We start from the raw sequence: 17,904 nt of genomic DNA on the forward strand, positions 1-17,904 counted from the left end.
GAAAACGAAAACCCCGTCTCGTTCCGAGGCGGGGTTTTTGCATTCGCCGAGCACACCGCCAGAATCCGCGCCAGATCGCCACGGAGCTCAAGCGAAACGCCGCATCCATCCCGCGGCGTGATGACGATGCGCTCGATCATTGCGCGGATCGCTTCGATCGCCTCGTCGCGCAGGCAGGTCAGGATCTTCCTGAAGGCTCTCCAGCTCGATCACGCGCCGGCGGTAGGATTCCGCAAGGTTCAGATGACCAGCACGGCGGGACGATCGGCCGACGGAGATAGCTCGCGTTCAGGGATTGCTTCTCGCGCTCCCACTCAGCAAGGCGCTGTTTCATCGACGAGACCGGCTTGTCCACCATGGCTCGCCTGCGCGGTCGGGCTCCCCGCGGCGAACGCTGCCGGGCCGGCATCCCCAATGGCCACTGGAGGACGACGACCTGGCCGGAGGGACGCGGTCGGAGCGATCGTCAGCCTCTTCTCCCCGACCGCATGCGCGATCTACTTCAAAGCCGCCGGCTAAGGCATGGATTAAACCGAAACTATTCTAGCGAAAAGCAGGCCACCGCGGCGAGAGGCAAGCTTCACATGCATGATCGGTCGCCAAAATGGACGAAGCTGCTTGCGGCATCTGCGAAACTCCGCTTTGCGGTAGTAATCTCGACGATCGGCGGTGAGGACGAAAGCGCTCGCCGCAAAGGTCCACTCGCCGTGGAATCGTCCCTGGCGGTCGAGTCAATTGCAACTCGCCAGCGGAGGTTTGACCGAGGCGACGCGGGCCTCGGCAAGGGCATAGGCTGCGCGCAGGCAGAGATCCTCGCGCCAGGGAGCGGCGATGAGCTGAACGCCGATCGGCAGGCCGCCTCCGAAGACGGGTACCGCCGCTACCGGCAGCCCGACGCAGGAGATCGGCTGCGTGAACAATCCGATATTGGGCCTCAGCGGCACGGTCTCGCCCTTCAGCATCATGGTCTTCTGGCCGAGTTCCGGCGCGACGCAGGGAGTCGCCGGTGCGACGATCAGGTCGACGGTCTCGAAAAGCCGTATCATCTCGTCGTGAAACCAACGCCGCGCCCGCTGCGCCTGGAGATACCAGGCGGTCGGCTGCAGGGCCCCGGCGAGAAAGCGGTCGCGGGTCTCGGGGTCGAAATCATCGGCGTGCTGCCGCAGGCGCTGAAGGTGAAAGGCGGAGCTCTCGCCATTGGTGATCAGGAAGGCGGCCGCGCGCGCTATGGCCGCCCCGGCGATATCGATCACTTGCGTCGCGCCGAGCGCCTCGGCGACCGCGGCAACGGCAGCCTGCGCCTCCGGCATCGAATCCGTCGCGAAATAGCCGCCCGCGATCGCGATACGCAGCCCGGAGACGCCGTCCTTCAGCGTCGGCAAGGTCGGGTCGATCGCCCGGACCGCACAGGCTGGATCATGCGAGTCCCGGCCCTGCATCAGGTCATAGGCCATCGCGAGGTCTGTCACGTCGCGGGCGAAGGGGCCGAGATGGTCGAGCGAATCGCAGAATGGAAAACTGCGCGTACGCGGCAGCCGGCCATAAGTAGGCTTCAGTCCAAAGACCCCGCAGAACGAACTCGGCACCCGGATCGAGCCGTTGGTGTCGGAGCCGAGCGAGATGGGCGCCAATCCCGCGGCGGTCGCGGCGCCCGAGCCCGACGACGAACCTCCAGCCATGCGGGCGAGGTCATGCGGATTGCGGCAAGGCCCGTCATGGGCGTTCTCGCCGGTGAAGTCATAAGCGTATTCGCCCATGTTGAGACCGCCAAGCAGCACCGCGTCGGCCTGGCTCAGGCGCTCGATCAACAGTGCATCGCGTGCGGCCGGCGCGCGCGCCCGGTTGATCTTCGAGCCGGCGCGGGTCGGCAAGCCGCTGATGTCGAACAGGTTCTTGGCGGCGAAAGGCACGCCCGCAAGTGGCCCGAGGGCCTTGCCCGCAGCGCGACGAGCGTCGATGGCCGCCGCTTGGGTGAGTGCGCGCTCGGCGGTGACATCGGTGAAGGCGTTAATAGTCGGGTTGAGCTCGTCGATGCGCTTGAGAAAACCGCCCACGACGTCCTCCGCGCTGATCGCGCCATCTCGGATATCGGTGGCGATCCGGTGGGCCGGTGCGAAGGCGTCGAAACTCACGCGGGCTCTCCGTTGCCGGATTTCCCGGCACGGAACACGCCGGCCGGCTCGAAGGCAGCCTCGTCGAGCGGAGCCTCGAAGACGATCGTTGCCATGGTCTCGGCGATCGCCAGGAACTGCAGGACAGCGGGGCGCTGATTCCCAGTGATCGTCAGACCGAGCGTGGACGCCATTGCATCGCAATGGCGCGCTGCGTCGAAGACGGGCTTGGTGTCGCTCATTCAGCGGGCTCCAGCTTGCCAAGCGGGGCGGCGGCCGCGGTTCTGGGCGCACTCGCGCTCGCCGGTGCATGCGCGCGGTCAAGCCGGAAGCCGCCGATCATCGGGATGAAACTCTGGACGACCATCCGGTTCACGCCGCCTTTTCCTTTGGGGCAAGCGCCTCCAGCACGGCATCCGTGGTCGATACCCAGCCGAAGATGCCGCCCTGGGCCGTGATCATACGCAGGCCAACCTCGTGGAATTCCGGGAAATACGAGGCGCAGGCATCACCAAGCACGAGACAGCGATACCCCCGGTCGTTCGCCTCGCGCACGGTCGTATGGACGCAGACCTCGGTGGTGACGCCGCAGACCAGCAGTGTCTCGATACCGCGATTGCGGAGCATCAGGTCGAGATCTGTCTGGTAGAAGGCGCCCTTGCCGGGCTTGTCGAGCACGGGTTCGCCGGGCAGTGGCGCCAGCGCCGGCACGATCTCGTGACCCGCCTCACCACGGATCAGGATGCGGCCCATCGGCCCTTCCGCACCAATGCGCTTTTCCTTCGGCCCGCGCTGTACCTTGGCCGGCGGCGCGTCCGAGAGATCGGGCCTGTGCCCCTCGCGGGTGTGGATCACCAGAATGCCTGCGGTGCGCGCGCCCTCCAGCACGCGCCGGCAGGGCGCGACTGCCTTGACGAGCAGCGCGCCCGGCTTCGCGGCGATCTCGACGGCTGGCATCTGGCGCTCCTCCCGCAAAGAGAACGGAACGGGCTTTGCAAGGCCCGTGCCTATACCTGCAGGCAGCGTGCTGCCGTTGGGCGCAGGTGGCGCGTCTGCCGCGCAGCTGCCCCGGAAAGGAAAAACGCGGTTCCCCAGCCATTCCCGCCTTCAGGACTCCGAAGATAGTCGCGCTACTCCTTTGCAGAACTCTCCCAGCAAAGCGCCTTGCATAATCTTTGCATGCAATCGTGCTGAGATTGATCACTAAATAGCCAATCAGCCCATGCCACCGAAACGGAAGCCGGCCAGTGCAGACTCTGAGTGAAATCCTCTCTGCCCATCGCGACGGAAGCCGCACCCTCGCGCAGACCGTCGCCGGGAGCTATGCCCGGCTACGCGCGCTGGACGATCCGGCGATGTTCATTGCACTCAAGCCCGAGTCCGAGGCGCTGGCGGAGGCGGAGCGGCTGCAGGCGGAGGGAGAGCGCGGCCGTGCGCTGTGGGGCGTTCCGGTCGCCATCAAGGACAATATCGACTTCGTCGGGCTGCCCACCACCGCGGCATGCCCGGCCTTCGCCTATGTGCCCGCGCAGGATGCCGCCGCCGTCGCCCGTTTGAGGGCCGCCGGCGCCATCGTGATCGGCAAGACGAATCTCGACCAGTTCGCCACCGGGCTTAACGGAACGCGCTCGCCCTATGGCGCGCCACGCAACGCGCTGCGGGCGGATCTGGTGCCCGGCGGCTCCAGCTCCGGCTCGGCCAGTGCAGTCGCTTCCGGCGTCGTCCCCATTGCGCTGGGCACGGACACCGCCGGCTCCGGGCGTGTGCCGGCCGGCCTGCAGAACCTCGTCGGGCTCAAGCCGAGCCTCGGCCTGGTTCCGACAGCGGGCGTCGTGCCGGCGTGCCGCACGCTCGACTGCGTCTCGGTTTTTGCGTTGACGGTCGATGACGCGATGGCGGTGCTGGAGGTGATCTCGGGTGTCGATGACGCCGACCCGTTCTCCCGGCCCGTAGCGCTCGGGCGGCTCGGCCCATTGCCGCCGCACCAGAGAATTGCCATCCCGCGACCCGCCGATCTCGACTTCGACGGCGATGCGGCGGCAGCCGCGAGCTTTGCGCTGGCGGTCGAGCGCGCGCGGGGGCTGGGCGCGACCATCGTCCCAATCGATATGACGCCATTCTACGAGACGGCCCGCCTGCTTTATGACGGCCCCTGGGTGGCCGAGCGCTTCCTTGCGGTCCGCGGACTGCTCGCACGCGACCCCGAAGCGATCCTGCCCGTCATCAGGCAGGTCATCGCCGGCAGGCCCTTGCCCGATGCGGCCGACACCTTCGCGGCGCAATACAGGCTGGCCGAGCTCGCTCTCGCCGCCAGTGCCTCGCTGAAAGGCATCGATGCGATGATGGTGCCGACTGCGCCGAGGCCGGTGACGCTGGCCGAGATGGCCGGCGACCCGGTCGGCAGGAACTCGCTGCTCGGCCGCTACACCAATTTCGTCAATCTGCTCGATATGTGCGCGCTCGCCGTGCCGGTGACCCTGGCCGGGGACGGCACGGCGGCGGGCGTCACCTTCATCGCGCCGTCCGGCCGCGACGCGGCGCTGGCCACGCTGGGCCGCGCCTTTCATCACGCGGCCGGCTTGAGGCTCGGCGGCCTGGACGCGCCGATGCCACCGCTCGCGGAGCTCCCGATCGTCGCCCCGCCCGGCGCGATCGAGATCGCGGTCGTCGGTGCCCATCTGTCGGGCATGCCGCTCAACGGCGAGCTGACGGCATTGGGCGCTACGTTTCTGCGCGCGACAACCACGAGCGAGGACTACAGGCTCTTCGCTTTGCCCGGCGGCCCGCCGGCCCGGCCCGGCCTGATCCGCGTCCGCAACGGTGGAGCCGCCATCGCGCTCGAGGTCTGGGCGTTGCCTGCCGAAGGCTTCGGCCGCTTCGTCGCCGGAATCCCCACGCCACTCGGCATCGGCACGCTCGCGCTGGCCGACGGTACGCGGGTCAAGGGCTTCCTCTGCGAGCAGATCGCGACGGAGGACGCGCGCGACGTGACCGAATTCGGCGGCTGGCGGGCTTTCGCGGCAGCCCAGATCGAGCCTCAGGGCGCTCGCGCGTAACTCCTGAAGGCATCGCGCACGATGCCGATATGGGCGCGCATCGCCTCTGCCGCACCGGGCTGGTCGCCTCGCAGGATCGCCTGCACGATCAAGTCGTGCTCCTGGTAGGAGCCTCCCAGCCGACCGGTCGTCCGGAACTGCGCCCTGCGAAACGGCGCGACTCGCGCACGCGTCATCAAAGTCAGTTCGGCGAGGTAGCCATTATGCGTGCCCGCATATATGGCGGCGTGAAAAGCCTCGTTGGTCTCGTGATAGCGCAGGGGATCGCCCTCATGCACCAGCGCGCGCAGCGCCTGATGCAAACCCTCCAGGCCGCGCCGTTCGGGCACGGTCATGTTGCGGGCGGCGAGCCCCGCACAGAGAGCTTCGAGTTCGGCCATCGCCTCGAACATGTCGTCGAGCTGCGTCGGTGTCGGCAAGGCCACCACCGCGCCGCGATGCGGCCGCACGCTGACCAGGCCTGATGCTGCGAGCTGGCGGATCGCCTCGCGCACAGGTGTGCGCGAGACGCCGAATCGCGCCGCCAGCTCCTGCTCGTCGAGAGGCGTTCCCGGTTCGAGCACGCCCGATATGATCTCGTCGGCGATCTGCAGGCGAAGGGCTTCGGTCCGCGTCCGCGGTGGCGCTGCAGGCTTGGATATCGCTAAGGCGGCGGCGGGGTGGGGCGGCATGATCAGGTTCGGAGGGAAGGCGGAATTGCCGATGCCTGCATAGCAGCCAGAGCGATGGTGGTCATGCCGTCACGCAGCATGTGCTGCCGCCAGCTGCTCATTCGGGGATGACGCTGACATGAGCGCTGACGACGCGCCAGCCTTCCGCGAACTTGATCCAGGTCTGGCTCTGCCGACCGACCTTCCCGACCATGCTGTCGCGCCGGAACATGGTGTTCGCCGTCGCCGTGGTGTCGCCATACGTTGTGATGACGGTGCGCTCGATCGCGCGCATCACCCCAACCGGCGAGCGGGCCGAGCGGAAAGCGGCGATCTCGCTGTAGCCGTACAGGTTTTCGGCGACCCCGTAGCGCAGCGTATGCGGGCTGTCCTTGAACAGCTTGTCCAACGTCGCGACGTCGTTTGTGGTCAGCGCCTTCTCGTACTCAGCGAAGGCGGCCTCGACCTCGGCCAGCACCGTGGGGTCGTTGATCTTCATCGGCAGGCGTCTCCAGAGGCGTCGGGCAGGAACCGCTCATAACGGCGGGTGCGGAATCGCGGTCAGCAATTCCCTCGTATACTCCGCCTTGGGATCGCCGAGCACCTCCTCGGCTGTGCCTTCCTCGACGATCGAGCCCGTCTTCATCACGATCACCCGGTCGCAGAGCAGCCGCACCACGTTGAGATCGTGCGAGACGAAGAGGTAGCTCATGCCGAGCCGCCCCTTCAGCTCTTCCAGCAGGTTCAGCACCACCGCCTGGACGGAGACGTCCAGCGCAGCGGTGGGCTCGTCGAGAATGACCAGATCGGGGTCGAGCGCGATCGCACGCGCAATGCCCACACGTGCCTTCTGCCCGCCCGAGAGCTGATGGGGAAACCGGTCGATCAGCTCGACCGGCAGGCCGACGAGCCGCGCCAGCTCCTCGCAGCGTGCGCGCAAGGCATCGCGTCCCTTGATCGTACCCATCCGCATGATCGGGTCGGCAATGGCCCGCTCTGCGGTGAAGCGCGGATTGAGGCTGTCGGTCGGGTCCTGGAACACCATCTGGATGCGCCGGCGATGCGGCGACGCGGCGAATTGCTTGGCGGGAATCGCGCCGATATCGGTGCCGTCGAAGACGATCCTGCCGCCGCTGGGGTCGATCAGCCGCGTGAGCATCATCGAGGTCGTCGATTTGCCGCAGCCGGATTCGCCAACGAGCCCCAGCGTCTCGCCCCTGGCGACGCTGAAGCTGATGCCGTCGACGGCGCGGAAGGGCGCTGGCGGCTCAGCCGGACCCTTGCCGAGCAGCTTGGCGAAGAGGCTGCCGCTCGCCGGCCGCGGATATTCCTTGATCAGGTTCTCGACCTGCATCAGCGGGCCGGTCTTGGCCACCGGTTTCAGGGCAGCGGCGGCCGTTCTGGCCTCGCCGGGCACTGTTTTCGGCGCTTCGGGCAAGAGATCCGCGAGGCTGGTGTCCAGCCGCGGCGTCGCCTTCATCAGCTTGCGGGTATAGGGGTGCTGCGGGTTGCGGAAGATCTCGCCGGCCAGGGCGGTCTCGACGACCTTGCCCTTCTCCATCACGACGACCTTGTCGCAATAGGCGGCGGCGAGGCCGAGATCGTGCGTGATCAGGATCGTCGACATGCCACGCTCTCGGGTCAGTTCTACGATCAGGTCCATCACCGCCTTCTGGGTGGTGACGTCGAGGCCCGTCGTCGGCTCGTCGGCGATCAACAGCTGCGGCTGGCAGGCCAGCGCGAGCGCGATCACGACGCGCTGGCACATGCCGCCCGACAGCTCGAACGGATAGGCGTCGTAGCGCTCCTCGGGGCGGGCGATCTTGACCTTGGTCAGCGCCTCGACAGCCTTCTCCTTGGCCGTCGCACGCGTCGCCTGGACATGCTGCAACAGCACGTCCTCGATCTGCTTTCCGACCTTGCGGATCGGGTTGAGCGCCGCGCGCGGGTTCTGGAAGATCATCGAGATCTCCCGCCCGCGCAGATCGCGCATCTGGGTCTCGTCGGCTGCGACGAGATCGACGCCCGAGAACGAGATCTTGCCTTCGGCGACGCGGCCCGCGCGATCGAGAATCCGCACCACGGCATAGGACGTGACCGACTTGCCCGAGCCGGACTCGCCGACGATCGCCACCGTTTCGCCCTTGGCGACGCTGATATCGATCGATTTGACCGCCTGCACCGCGCCGCGCCGGGTGGCGAACTCGACGGTGAGGTTCTTTATCTCGAGCAGCGGCACCGCGGTCATGTCAGTTCCTCCGCTGCGGGTCGACGAGATCGCGCACGCCATCGCCGAGCAGGTTGAAGCAAAACACGGCGATCATCAGGGCGAGGCCCGGGAAGAAGGCAATCCACCACTCGCCGGAGACGATGAAGCTCGCACCCTCGGCCACCATGATCCCCCATTCCGGCGTCGGCGGGCGCACGCCCAGCCCGATGAAGGAGAGACCTGCCGCATTCAGGATCGCGTAGCCCATGGTCAGGGACATCTGCACCGCCATGATGGGCATGATGTTCGGCACGATCTGGGTCAGGAGCAGCCGCCAGTCGGAATTGCCCGAAAGCCGCGCCGCCTGCACGAAGCCGGAATCGCGGCGCACATTCGCCTCGGCGCGCGCGACGCGGGCATAAAGCGGGAAGTTGATGATCGCGGTCGCCAGCACGATGTTTCCGACCGAGTTGCCGAGCGCGGCCACGATCCCCATCGCCAGCACGAACAGCGGAAAGGCCATGATCGTATCGGCGATGCGGCCGACGACCTTGTCGACCCAGCCGCCATAGAATCCGGCCATGACGCCGGCCAGTCCGCCCATCAGGAAGACCAACGCCACCGAGAAGATCGCGATCGAGAAGTCCAGGCGCGTCGCCGCCACCACGCGGCTGAAGATGTCGCGGCCGAGCTGGTCCGTGCCGAACCAGTGCGCCCGGCTCGGCGCCTGCAGGGCGGCGTTGGTGTTGCTCGCCAGCGGGTCGTAGGGAACGATCGAAGGGCCGAAGATCGCCGCCAGCAGGATCAGCGCGAACAGTCCGAAGGCGAGCCCGGTGACCGGGTTCTCGGCCACGATGTGGCGCGCATGCGTCCACAAGCTGGTGGAAGGCGGCGCTTCGAAGCGCAGCGCCGGGGCGGGTTCGACTGTCGGGGCGGGCGCCGGCTCGACCTTGGCGATGTCGTTCACGGGCTTCACCCCTCCAGCCTTACGCGGGGATCGATGACCCCGTAGAGCACGTCGATCATCAGGTTCAGGGCGACGTAGAGGATCGCCATTGTCAGCACGAAGCCCTGGATCGGCGCGTAGTCCGACGCGATCAGCGCCTCGACCGCGTAGGAACCGACGCCGGGCCAGGCAAAGACCTTTTCGACCAGCACGTTGGCACCGAGCAGGAAGGAGAACACCATGCCCAGCGTCGTCACCACCGGCAGCATGGCGTTCCGGAAAGCATAAGTGCCGATGACCTTGCGGTTCGTCAGGCCGCTGGCGCGCGCCGTGCGCACGAAATCGGCGCCGAGCACGGCCAGCATCGATGCCCGCGTCATGCGGGTAATCGGGGCCAGCGAGAAGATGGCGAGCGTTACCGCCGGCAGGATCAACTGAGCGAAAGCCCCCCGGAAGGTCTCGAAATCCCGCGCTACCAGGGTGTCGATCAGGAGCAGGCCGGTAACGCGAGGCGGCTCGGAGGCGAAGACGTCGAGCCGCCCGAGCGGCGCCGGTGACCAGCCGAGCAGAAAATAGAAGACGTAGACGAGGAGAAGCCCGGTGAAGAACACCGGCAGCGAGACGCCCGCGGTCGCCACGACGCGGCAGAGATGGTCGATCCAGGAACCCTGCTTCACAGCCGCCAGCACGCCGAGCGGCAAGGCGACCGCCATGGCGAGCAGCAGCCCGGCCAGCGTCAGTTCGGCGGAGGCTGGCAGGCGCGCGGCGAGGTCGGCCGTCACCGGCTGGCCGGTGGTCAGCGAGGTCCCGAGATTACCCTTCACCAGCGCGGTGACGTAGGACACGAACTGCACGGGCAGCGGCTGGTCGAGCCCGAGCTTGGAGCGGATCTCGATGATCGCCTGCGGCGAGGCGGCAGGGCCGGCGAAATAGGCAGCCGTATCGCCCGGCAGCACCCGCGTCAGCAGGAAGGTGACGATGATCACGCCGACGACCGACGGGATCGTGGTCATCAAGCGCTGGCCGATCATGCGCAGCATGGCGTCTTCCCTTCATCCAAACGCGCCGTCATTCCGGGCGGAGCGAAGCGGAGGCCCGAAATCATCGTAGAAAGTCGCGCCTTACGATGGATTCCGGACCGGCGCCGCTACGCGGCTTGCCCGGAATGCCGGTGAGGTTCCTCGGCCAGAACCGCTCACCCCTTGGTGAGGTAGCGGAAATCCGGCTCGCGGCAGGGCTGGAACTGGTAGCCGCCGATCGACTTCTGCAGCGCCACGTCATGAGTTGGCTGGTTGATCGGCACCATCGGCACCTCGTTTTCCACCAGCTTGATGAAGTCGATGACGTTGGCGTCGTAGGCGGCCTTGTCGGGCGCGAAGCGGGCGGCATCGACGAGCTTGTCCAGCGCCGGATTCTGGTACGCGGCGATGTTGAAGATCGAGTTGTTGCCGTGCATCGTCCAGAACAGATAGTAATCGGGATAGTCGAGCCAGCCAGCGAAACGGTTTAGCACCATCGGGTTGGTCTTCTTGGCGATTTCGGTGCGGAAGTTCGCGCCTGGAACCTTGTTGATCTCGACGGTTATGCCAATGCCGGCCAGCGCTTCCTTGATCAGCACCGCCATCGGCTCGGCGACGGTCGCATTGCCCGCGTCGAAATACAGCGTCGTCGAGAAGGGGCCGCCTGCGGCATCGACGAGGGCCTTGGCCTTGGCGACGTCGCTCTTATAGGGGAAGGGCTGCGGCCAGGCGACTTTCGGCTCGGTGCCGCCCGACATATCGACGCCGCGGCCGAACAGCGAGGCCTGCAGAATCTTTTCATAAGGCATCACCCAGGCCACGGCCTGGCGCAGGCGCACATCCTTGAACGGGCCGACCTGCGTGTTGAGATAGCAGCCCCAGACGCCGTTGGGGATCGGCACGCCGACGACGTTGACCTTGCCCGCGTCGAGCAGGTCCTTGAAGTCCTTCGGCGGCAGACCGTATGAGACGTCCGCATCGCCGCGCTCCATCAAAGCCCTGCGGGTCGAAGGCGAGGCGATGTCGCGCGCGATGATGCGGCGCAGCTGCGGCAGCTTTCCGCATTTCCAGTCGTCATTGCGGACATAGATCGTCTCTACGCCCGGCTTCCAGCTCTCGACCTTGTAGGCGCCGGAGCCGGCGACGTTGTTCTTCAGCCATTCCTTGGCATGGGGGTCGCCACCGCCATTCTTGATCGCGAGCTCGGAGTCGAAGACGAACGGGATCGTGACCGCGAGGTTCGGCAGTGTCATCTTGTCCTTGCGGACGAAATCGACGCGAAAGGTCTTCTCGTCGACGACGACGAATTGCTCGGGCTTCTCCAGCGAGCCGGCATTCATCTGCGTCGTGGCGAAGCCGCCGATCGTGCAGGCGCGATCGAGCGACCACTTTACGTCGGCCGCAGTGACCTTGCGGCCCGAATGAAAGGTGACGTCGCGCAGCTTGAAGGTGCAGCTCATGCCGTCCGACGCGACCTGCCAGCTCTCGGCCAGCTCCCCCTCGAGCTCGCCCATCGAGATGGTGTTGCCGCCACCGCCGGAGATCGGCACGGGTTTGAAACGCAGCAGGCGGTCATAGCAGTTTAGCGCGACGCCATTGACTGGCTGCGACGAGCCGATGCCCTGCATGTCGAGGCTGTTGGGCCCGTACTCCTGAACCAGCAGCAGGGTTTCAGCCCGGCCCACGGCCTGGGCTTGCGCCTGGCTCCGCGCGACGAACGGCGCGGCAAGACCTGCGGCGATGGCGGTGCGGCGTGTGATCATCGGTTGGAGACCCCTCGTTTTGCCAGTCGGATGTCGCGGCGCGCCGGATGATGGGAAGCACCCCCGCAGACCGCGCGTTCGGCCGCAGCGCGAGCGCTGTCTCGGCGCGTGGCGGCTCGGGCTGGACTCGGACGAAGATGCGGTTTGGCGTCGGCGCACATGGCGCTTTAAAAGCACGTAGCGTGCCAGCGGGCAGGGAACTGAAATGCTTTCAAAAAGGCGCGCATCGACGAATGCGTACGCCGCGTTGTATGCAATGCGCAGAAATATGCCTATAAAATGGGCTGTTATACTAGATGCCCTAGCCTGCACCGCTCAGTGCGGCGCGGATGCCGATCTCGGCCGAATCGAGAATGCCGAAGCCGGCGGTGGGTTCGCTCAGCCGAGCGGCATAGCCCGACAGATTGGTGCTCCAGAACACGACGGTGTCGAGCGACGACCGGGCGGCCAGATCCCGGGCCTTCGCCAGCAACGTGTCGCTACCGACATAGGCGGCATCGAGATTGTCGACGATGCCGAGCCAGCTATGGTCGACGATGTCCACACCCTGTGAGCGGAACCTCTCGAGGATATCGAGGGATTCGATCTCGTCGCCCTGAGTGACGAACCCGATCCTTTTCTCAGCCGCCGCCGTCAGGAGCGCGACCGCCGCGAGCGACGTTGTGACCGCCGGGATTCCCGTCCGGTCCTCGATCCGCCGGCACAGCTCGCGATCGGCGTCGAAGCCCAGCGCTGCCCCGCGCGTCGCGTTCCAACAAATCACATCGACGCCAGCATCGGCCAGCAGCATGGCAGCGCCGTCGAACGGTTCGAGCCTGTAGCCGGGCGCTGTACCGGTCTCGATGATCCCGCCCTAAGGCACGCGCGCGATGCAGCAATCGATGTGCGGGTGGCCCGCAAGCATCTGGCCCGCCACGCGCTCGACGACCCTGTTGGACGACGGGACGATCAGGCCGATGGCGCGGCGCGAACAAGCTGTCTCGGACATGGCAGGCCGCGTGCTCCGGCTGATAGGGGCGCCGGATATGAATCCAGCTGGCATATCGCTTTGCGATCAATAGCCTTCATCTGTCGAGTGAATGCGCCCACGCATGCAGTGGACGACAGCATGTCCATCTGTCCGCCTATCGACCAGGCACCACGCCGCTCCGACCGAAATGTCAGATCCCGCGGTTTCTCGATGTCCGGGATCGGCGCATTTGCCCATTGCCGCTTTGGCCCATGCCCAAGAGCGTTTTCAACCGGCCGTATGTTGCTCGTTGGCTTTGGCGCTTCTCAAGGAAGCGACAATGGTCCAGCCAACGATTGCGATGGTGATCGCGGCGAGGACGGCAGCGATCGGGCGGTCGACGAGGCCGATCAGCCTGCCGTCGGATTTGATCATCGAGTTGATGAAATACTCCTCCAGCAAGGGCCCGAGCACGACGCCGAGGATGACCGGCGCGACGGGGAAATCGTTTTCCTCCAGCACGAAGGCCAGCACGCCGAAGGCGAGCATCAATCCGACGTCGAACAGCGAGTTGTTGATCGCGTAAGAGCCGACAATGGCGAACAGGAGAATGATCGGCATCAGCATCCTGCGCGGCACGCTGGGTGACGTCTCAACGTCAGCTCCAAGCGAGACGCTGCCTATCAGCGCAAAACTCTCCCCATCCGAGCTCGCGACCAGATGCACTCGATGCCGGCTCGATTCTTAATCCCTCACGGGGTTCGGCTGCATCGTCTCGACGTTGTCGAGCACGCGGCGGAGCAGCCGAACCAGGGTCGTGACCTCGGCATCGGACAGCCCTTCGGTCATTTCGGTATTGGCTTGTCGCAGCGCTTGACGCCCTGCCGGCAATTTTTCAATGGCGGCGTCCGTGAGTGAAATGAGGCTGCTGCGGCGGTCTCGCGGATCGGGCTCTCGGCGGACGAGCCCATCCCGCTCCATACGCCCGAGAAGCTGCGCCATCGTCGGCTGCTCGACCTTGGCGAGACGGGCGAGCTCGGACTGAGCCAATCGTTCTCCGTTCCGCAACATCGAGAGCACCGGCAACTGCGCGGTGGCGAGACCGAGCGGGCGCAGCCGCGCATCGCCGACGCGTGTCAAACCCCGCGCGATGCGGCTCAGATAATGTCCGGGGTGTTCGAGCGGTTGCCAGCCATCGTCGTCGAGCGCCATTGCATAGCATCCTATGTTTAGTTATATAGCATCCTATCTAACTAAAGGAACGGCTTATGACAATGATGGGAACGATCGGCATCGTTGGCGGTGGACCGGGCGGACTAATGCTCGCCAGACTGCTGCAACGGCGCGGGCGAAAGGTGGTCATTTTCGAACGCGACGCCAACATCGACGCGCGGCCACAGGGCGGCTCGCTCGACATGCATGCCGAAACCGGCCAGCGCGCGATGCGGCAGGCTGATCTCGAACACGCATTCGCAGCGGAGGCTCGCCCGGAAGACCAAGGCGACAGGTTGTATGACCAGCATGGCACGCTGCTGTTCGACCGCGATGGCTCGGGAGACGACCGACCCGAGATCGACCGCACGGCATTGCGTCGCATCCTCGTCGACTCGCTCGAACCCGGCACGATCCAGTGGAGCGCGAAAGTGGCAACGGTCGAGTCTGTCGATGGCGGCGTGCAAGTCGTCCTCGACGGCGTCTCCCACCGCTTCGCTGCCGTGGTCGGTGCCGATGGGGCGTGGTCGCGGGTTCGCCCGTTGCTCACCGATGCACGACCCGCTTACGAAGGCGTGACACTCGTCGAGCTCGGGTTCGACGTCGCCCGCCACCCGCATGTCGACCGGCTCGTCGGGAGCGGCAAGATGTTCGCGGTGGGTGCCAATCGCGTGCTGATCGCGCAGCGAAACGGGGACGGTCATATCCGCGGTTACGCTGGGCTACGGATGAAAGAGGACGAAGCACGTCGCTGGGCGCAACTCCCTGGCGAAGAGGTCCGGGCTCATGTGCTGGATGCCTTCGCGGAATTCGCCCCCGCCTTGACCAAGCTGATCATCGACGGCGATCTTCTCGCGGTACGGCCTCTATATGCCCTTCCGATCGGGCTGGACTGGGCTCCGGTACGGGGGATCACAGTGATCGGCGACGCGGCGCATCTGATGTCGCCGTTCAGTGGCGAAGGCGTGAACCTCGCGCTCGCCGACGCAGTCGATCTGGCGGAGGCGCTGACTTCGGGTAAAGGCTGGGATGCGATTGCAGCGTTCGAGGCGATGATGGCCGGTCGCGCGGAGGAGGCTGCGAAAGGCGCGGCTGCCGGGCTCGACAGCGCCGTCTCTTTGCACGGGGTGGCGCCGGTGCTTGAGCACTACAAGGAGCGTGTCATCGCTTCGAGCGACCGACTCTCGGTTTGACCTGCCTGTGGAAGACCCTTCCGGCAGGAGCGGCATCGGTCGATCCAGGCGCTCGGATCACCCTGGATCGCACCTCGACCAAAGCGTCGTAGGGACGTCCGTTGTTCGGCGAGCGGTCAACGGCCGCGACGGGCCTGGGACCAAGGCATCGCCCATATGCGACCCCGCTCTTCAAGAAGATGCCTTATGCACGATCAGGCATAGCAGTTGAACATTCGCCAATGAGGCGAATGGATCAACGTTGGTCCAGTTCACATTCGAAAGGCGGACAACGATCAGGTTACCTTCCAGGACCAGTTCCACTGCCGCCATTCACGCCCCCGATTTGAAACTGGGTAAGCTTGACGCCTCCGCGCTCTGCCGTCGCGGCGATATGATCCATCATGGCCTGCGCACTCTTGACGAAGCAGCCGGTTTCCAGCGCCTCGACGATGAGCCGGTGCTCGGCCGCCGTAGATTCCAGCGTTTCCATGCGGCTCATGGGAATGCGCTGGGCCTCGAGGATGACCCTATGCGCGCTCATGAAGCTCCCGATAAGCACCGTATTTCCGGAGGCCTCGACGATAATGACATGAAATTTCCGGTCGTTTGACGCCAGAGAAACAAGGTCTTGCCGCGTCGCCGCCTCGACCATCGCGGCAAGGCACGCCTTGAGCTCCTCCATGATGGCTGACGTCATGCGTGTGGCCGCCAAGCCCGCAGCATACCCTTCCAGACTATAGCGAAATTCGTAGACTTCCTTTGGCGCAGCAAGCCCGAGGTGACGCCAGTGCGGCACCCTGGCTTCCGGGGCGACCACGAATACACCTTTCCCGACCTCGACTCGCAAAAGGCCGATCGTCTCGAGAATCGAGATCGCCTCGCGCAGGGACGATCGGCTGATTCCAAGCTGCTCCGACAAGATGCGCTGTGACGGCAGCTTTTGACCGGGTTCCACCTGCCCCCGCTCGATCATCTCCTGCAGTTTTCTAACCGTCTCGTGAGGCACCATGTGGCGCTCGGGAAGGTGTGACGATTGCATTTCGGCTCCGACGGCAAACGAAGAGCGCACTCCCTGAGAAGCCCGCGATTGACACAGCATTGCTCGGATGCTTGGTTCTCAGCAAGTGGTCAGACCGGTCGGATGTCTTGGAGGTTTAATGTCGTCGACGCAGCCTGCAAGGATCGTTCCGGCAACCTATTGGGGTCAGCGCTTTGCCGTGCTGCTGCTTTGCACCGTCGTCGGCTGGCTGATCGTGCAGGTGGCGCGCACAGACAACGTTAATTGGTCGGTCATTCCGGAATATCTGTTCAACGCTTCGATCCTCTCCGGCATTCGCCTGACGCTGTTGATGACGTTCCTCGCCGTGGCGATCGGGGTCGCCGGCGGCATCGTCTTGGCCGCGATGAAGGAGTCGCGGAACGCCATGCTCTCGACCGCGGCGGGCATTTACATCTGGTTTTTTCGCGGCACGCCGCTGCTCGTTCAGCTGATCTTCTGGTTCAATATCCAGCTGTTCATTCCGTCGGTCGGCGTCGCGGGCTATTCGATCAATACCAATGCGCTTGTGTCGCCGTTTACGGCGGCCCTGCTCGCGCTCAGCCTGAATGAAGCAGCCTATATGGCCGAGATCGTGCGAGGCGGGCTTCTGGCGGTCGACAAAGGGCAGTCGGAAGCTGCAATGGCCTTGGGATATACGCCTGGGCAGACCTTTCGCAAGATCATCCTGCCTCAGGCAATGCGCGTCATCATTCCACCGATCGGAAATCAAACGATCTCGATGCTGAAGACGACGTCGCTGGTTTCTTTCGTGGCAGCCCAAGATTTGCTGACACGAGTCCAAAATATATATGCAAAGAACTTTCTAGTGATCGAGTTGCTGTTCGTTGCGGCTATCTGGTACTTGGTGATGACGAGCGTTGCCACGGTTATACAAGGTTGGATCGAGCGCAGGTTGAGCCGCGCTTCGACCAGACGGCCCGCGCGGTTTTCTCCGAGGCAGCTCGCAGCAAGCGCAGGGCAGGCATGATGACCGGGCAAGAATTCGTGGTTCAGGCCGAAGGGGTCCGCAAATCCTACGGCTCGATCGAGGTGCTAAGCGGGATCGATCTCAATCTCAAAGCCGGCGAAGTGGCCTGCATCATCGGGCCTTCCGGAAGCGGCAAGTCGACCTTTCTGCGTTGCATCAATCATCTCGAAAAAATCGATGCCGGACGGATTCTCGTGAACGGCAAGCTGGTGGGCTACCACCAGCGAGGCAACACGCTCTACGAGATGAAACACGCTGAACTGGCCCGGCAACGCCGGGACATCGGGATGGTTTTTCAGCGGTTCAATCTGTTCGCGCATCTCGATGTGATGACCAACATCACGCAAGGTCCCATGCTCTTGAAGGGCGAAGCGAGGGACGTGGCGGTCGAGAACGCGCGACGGCTTCTCGCTATGGTCGACCTTCGCGAGAAGGAGCATGCCATGCCGGCAGAGCTTTCCGGCGGGCAGCAGCAACGTGTTGCGATCGCGCGCGCACTCGCCATGAAACCCAGCTTGATGCTGTTCGACGAGCCTACCTCCGCGCTTGATCCAGAGCTGGTGGGCGAGGTGCTGGCTGTGATGAAGCGACTCGCACGGGAAGGAATGACCATGCTGATCGTCACACATGAGATCGGCTTCGCGAGGGAAGTCGCGGATCGCGTGGTCTTTATAGACGGGGGATTGATCGTCGAGGAAGGCCCGGCTCGGGAAGTTCTGCAGAATCCGCAAAAAGATCGGACGAAGAGTTTCCTCAGCCGGATCAACAATCACAATTGACAGGGGAA

19 protein-coding genes and 1 pseudogene are annotated in these 17,904 nt (G+C 65.0%); 5 read left to right on the forward strand and 15 right to left on the reverse strand.

Annotation, left to right across the window (positions count from 1 at the left end; genetic code table 11):
• Positions 1-329: 329 nt before the first annotated feature.
• A pseudogene (locus tag AC2FAN_RS10300) lies at positions 330-440 on the forward strand (IS630 family transposase); the annotation flags it as partial.
• A gap of 291 nt (positions 441-731) precedes the next feature.
• Here AC2FAN_RS10300 and AC2FAN_RS10305 read toward each other — a convergent pair.
• The 4 genes from AC2FAN_RS10305 to AC2FAN_RS10320 are packed head-to-tail and all read right to left on the reverse strand — an operon-like array spanning position 732 to position 3,068.
• The gene (locus AC2FAN_RS10305) at positions 732-2,132 is read right to left on the reverse strand and encodes an AtzE family amidohydrolase (RefSeq protein WP_485173769.1); all 1,401 of its coding nucleotides are present in this window, start codon (positions 2,130-2,132) and stop codon (positions 732-734) included.
• The gene (locus AC2FAN_RS10310; RefSeq protein ID WP_485173771.1) at positions 2,129-2,353 is read right to left on the reverse strand and encodes a DUF4089 domain-containing protein; all 225 of its coding nucleotides are present in this window, start codon (positions 2,351-2,353) and stop codon (positions 2,129-2,131) included. Before AC2FAN_RS10310 ends, AC2FAN_RS10305 begins: the two co-directional genes overlap by 4 nt.
• Entirely contained in the window at positions 2,350-2,487 is a 138-nt protein-coding gene (locus AC2FAN_RS10315; protein WP_485173773.1) for a hypothetical protein, read from the reverse strand. Before AC2FAN_RS10315 ends, AC2FAN_RS10310 begins: the two co-directional genes overlap by 4 nt.
• Positions 2,484-3,068, reverse strand: coding sequence for a cysteine hydrolase family protein (locus tag AC2FAN_RS10320; protein WP_485173775.1), 585 nt, complete (start codon positions 3,066-3,068; stop codon positions 2,484-2,486). Before AC2FAN_RS10320 ends, AC2FAN_RS10315 begins: the two co-directional genes overlap by 4 nt.
• Positions 3,069-3,358: 290 nt before the next feature.
• Between AC2FAN_RS10320 and atzF the strand changes: the two genes are divergently transcribed.
• Positions 3,359-5,167 (forward strand): allophanate hydrolase, encoded by a 1,809-nt coding sequence (gene atzF, locus AC2FAN_RS10325; protein ID WP_485173777.1) that lies wholly within the window; start codon positions 3,359-3,361, stop codon positions 5,165-5,167.
• On the opposite strand, the gene AC2FAN_RS10330 is transcribed toward atzF, so the two are convergent.
• The 10 genes from AC2FAN_RS10330 to AC2FAN_RS10375 all read right to left on the reverse strand — a co-directional run bounded on the left by AC2FAN_RS10330 (position 5,149) and on the right by AC2FAN_RS10375 (position 13,915).
• The gene (locus AC2FAN_RS10330; RefSeq protein WP_265051818.1) at positions 5,149-5,838 is read right to left on the reverse strand and encodes a GntR family transcriptional regulator; all 690 of its coding nucleotides are present in this window, start codon (positions 5,836-5,838) and stop codon (positions 5,149-5,151) included. The genes atzF and AC2FAN_RS10330 overlap by 19 nt on opposite strands.
• 97 nt (positions 5,839-5,935) lie before the next feature.
• A complete protein-coding gene (hpxZ, locus tag AC2FAN_RS10335; protein ID WP_265051819.1) occupies positions 5,936-6,316 on the reverse strand; it encodes an oxalurate catabolism protein HpxZ in 381 nt (126 codons plus the stop codon).
• 36 nt (positions 6,317-6,352) lie between these two features.
• Positions 6,353-8,065 (reverse strand): dipeptide ABC transporter ATP-binding protein, encoded by a 1,713-nt coding sequence (locus AC2FAN_RS10340; protein WP_265051820.1) that lies wholly within the window; start codon positions 8,063-8,065, stop codon positions 6,353-6,355.
• Position 8,066: 1 nt separating this feature from the next.
• A complete protein-coding gene (locus AC2FAN_RS10345) occupies positions 8,067-8,984 on the reverse strand; it encodes an ABC transporter permease (protein WP_476807570.1) in 918 nt (305 codons plus the stop codon).
• Positions 8,985-8,998: 14 nt separating this feature from the next.
• A complete protein-coding gene (locus tag AC2FAN_RS10350) occupies positions 8,999-10,012 on the reverse strand; it encodes an ABC transporter permease (RefSeq protein WP_485173780.1) in 1,014 nt (337 codons plus the stop codon).
• A 155-nt stretch (positions 10,013-10,167) separates the two neighbouring features.
• Positions 10,168-11,754: an ABC transporter substrate-binding protein gene (locus AC2FAN_RS10355; protein WP_485173782.1), complete on the reverse strand. Its 1,587-nt coding sequence runs from the start codon at positions 11,752-11,754 to the stop codon at positions 10,168-10,170.
• A gap of 301 nt (positions 11,755-12,055) precedes the next feature.
• Positions 12,056-12,544, reverse strand: coding sequence for a hypothetical protein (locus AC2FAN_RS10360; protein WP_485173784.1), 489 nt, complete (start codon positions 12,542-12,544; stop codon positions 12,056-12,058).
• Between the two features lie 63 nt (positions 12,545-12,607).
• Complete coding sequence (locus AC2FAN_RS10365; RefSeq protein WP_485173786.1) at positions 12,608-12,742, reverse strand: hypothetical protein; 135 nt, start codon at positions 12,740-12,742, stop codon at positions 12,608-12,610.
• A 249-nt stretch (positions 12,743-12,991) separates the two neighbouring features.
• Positions 12,992-13,429 carry a tripartite tricarboxylate transporter permease gene (locus tag AC2FAN_RS10370; protein ID WP_485173788.1) on the reverse strand — a complete coding sequence of 146 codons (438 nt, stop codon included), beginning with the start codon at positions 13,427-13,429 and terminating at the stop codon, positions 12,992-12,994.
• 18 nt (positions 13,430-13,447) lie between these two features.
• A complete protein-coding gene (locus AC2FAN_RS10375; RefSeq protein WP_485173790.1) occupies positions 13,448-13,915 on the reverse strand; it encodes a MarR family winged helix-turn-helix transcriptional regulator in 468 nt (155 codons plus the stop codon).
• A gap of 56 nt (positions 13,916-13,971) precedes the next feature.
• Between AC2FAN_RS10375 and AC2FAN_RS10380 the strand changes: the two genes are divergently transcribed.
• On the forward strand, positions 13,972-15,108 hold the full coding sequence (locus AC2FAN_RS10380) for an FAD-dependent oxidoreductase (RefSeq protein WP_485173792.1): 1,137 nt from the start codon (positions 13,972-13,974) through the stop codon (positions 15,106-15,108).
• Positions 15,109-15,388: 280 nt separating this feature from the next.
• Here the strand turns inward: AC2FAN_RS10380 and AC2FAN_RS10385 are convergent, their stop codons facing one another.
• Positions 15,389-16,099, reverse strand: a complete 711-nt coding sequence (locus AC2FAN_RS10385) for a FadR/GntR family transcriptional regulator (protein ID WP_485173794.1) — start codon at positions 16,097-16,099, stop codon at positions 15,389-15,391.
• A 148-nt stretch (positions 16,100-16,247) separates the two neighbouring features.
• On the opposite strand from AC2FAN_RS10385, the gene AC2FAN_RS10390 reads away from it, so the two are divergent.
• Entirely contained in the window at positions 16,248-17,117 is an 870-nt protein-coding gene (locus AC2FAN_RS10390; RefSeq protein ID WP_485173796.1) for an amino acid ABC transporter permease, read from the forward strand.
• The gene (locus tag AC2FAN_RS10395) at positions 17,117-17,896 is read left to right on the forward strand and encodes an amino acid ABC transporter ATP-binding protein (protein WP_485173798.1); all 780 of its coding nucleotides are present in this window, start codon (positions 17,117-17,119) and stop codon (positions 17,894-17,896) included. Before AC2FAN_RS10390 ends, AC2FAN_RS10395 begins: the two co-directional genes overlap by 1 nt.
• Positions 17,897-17,904: the final 8 nt, after the last annotated feature.

Source organism: Allobosea sp. RIT-PG3_2 (genome assembly GCF_057321085.1).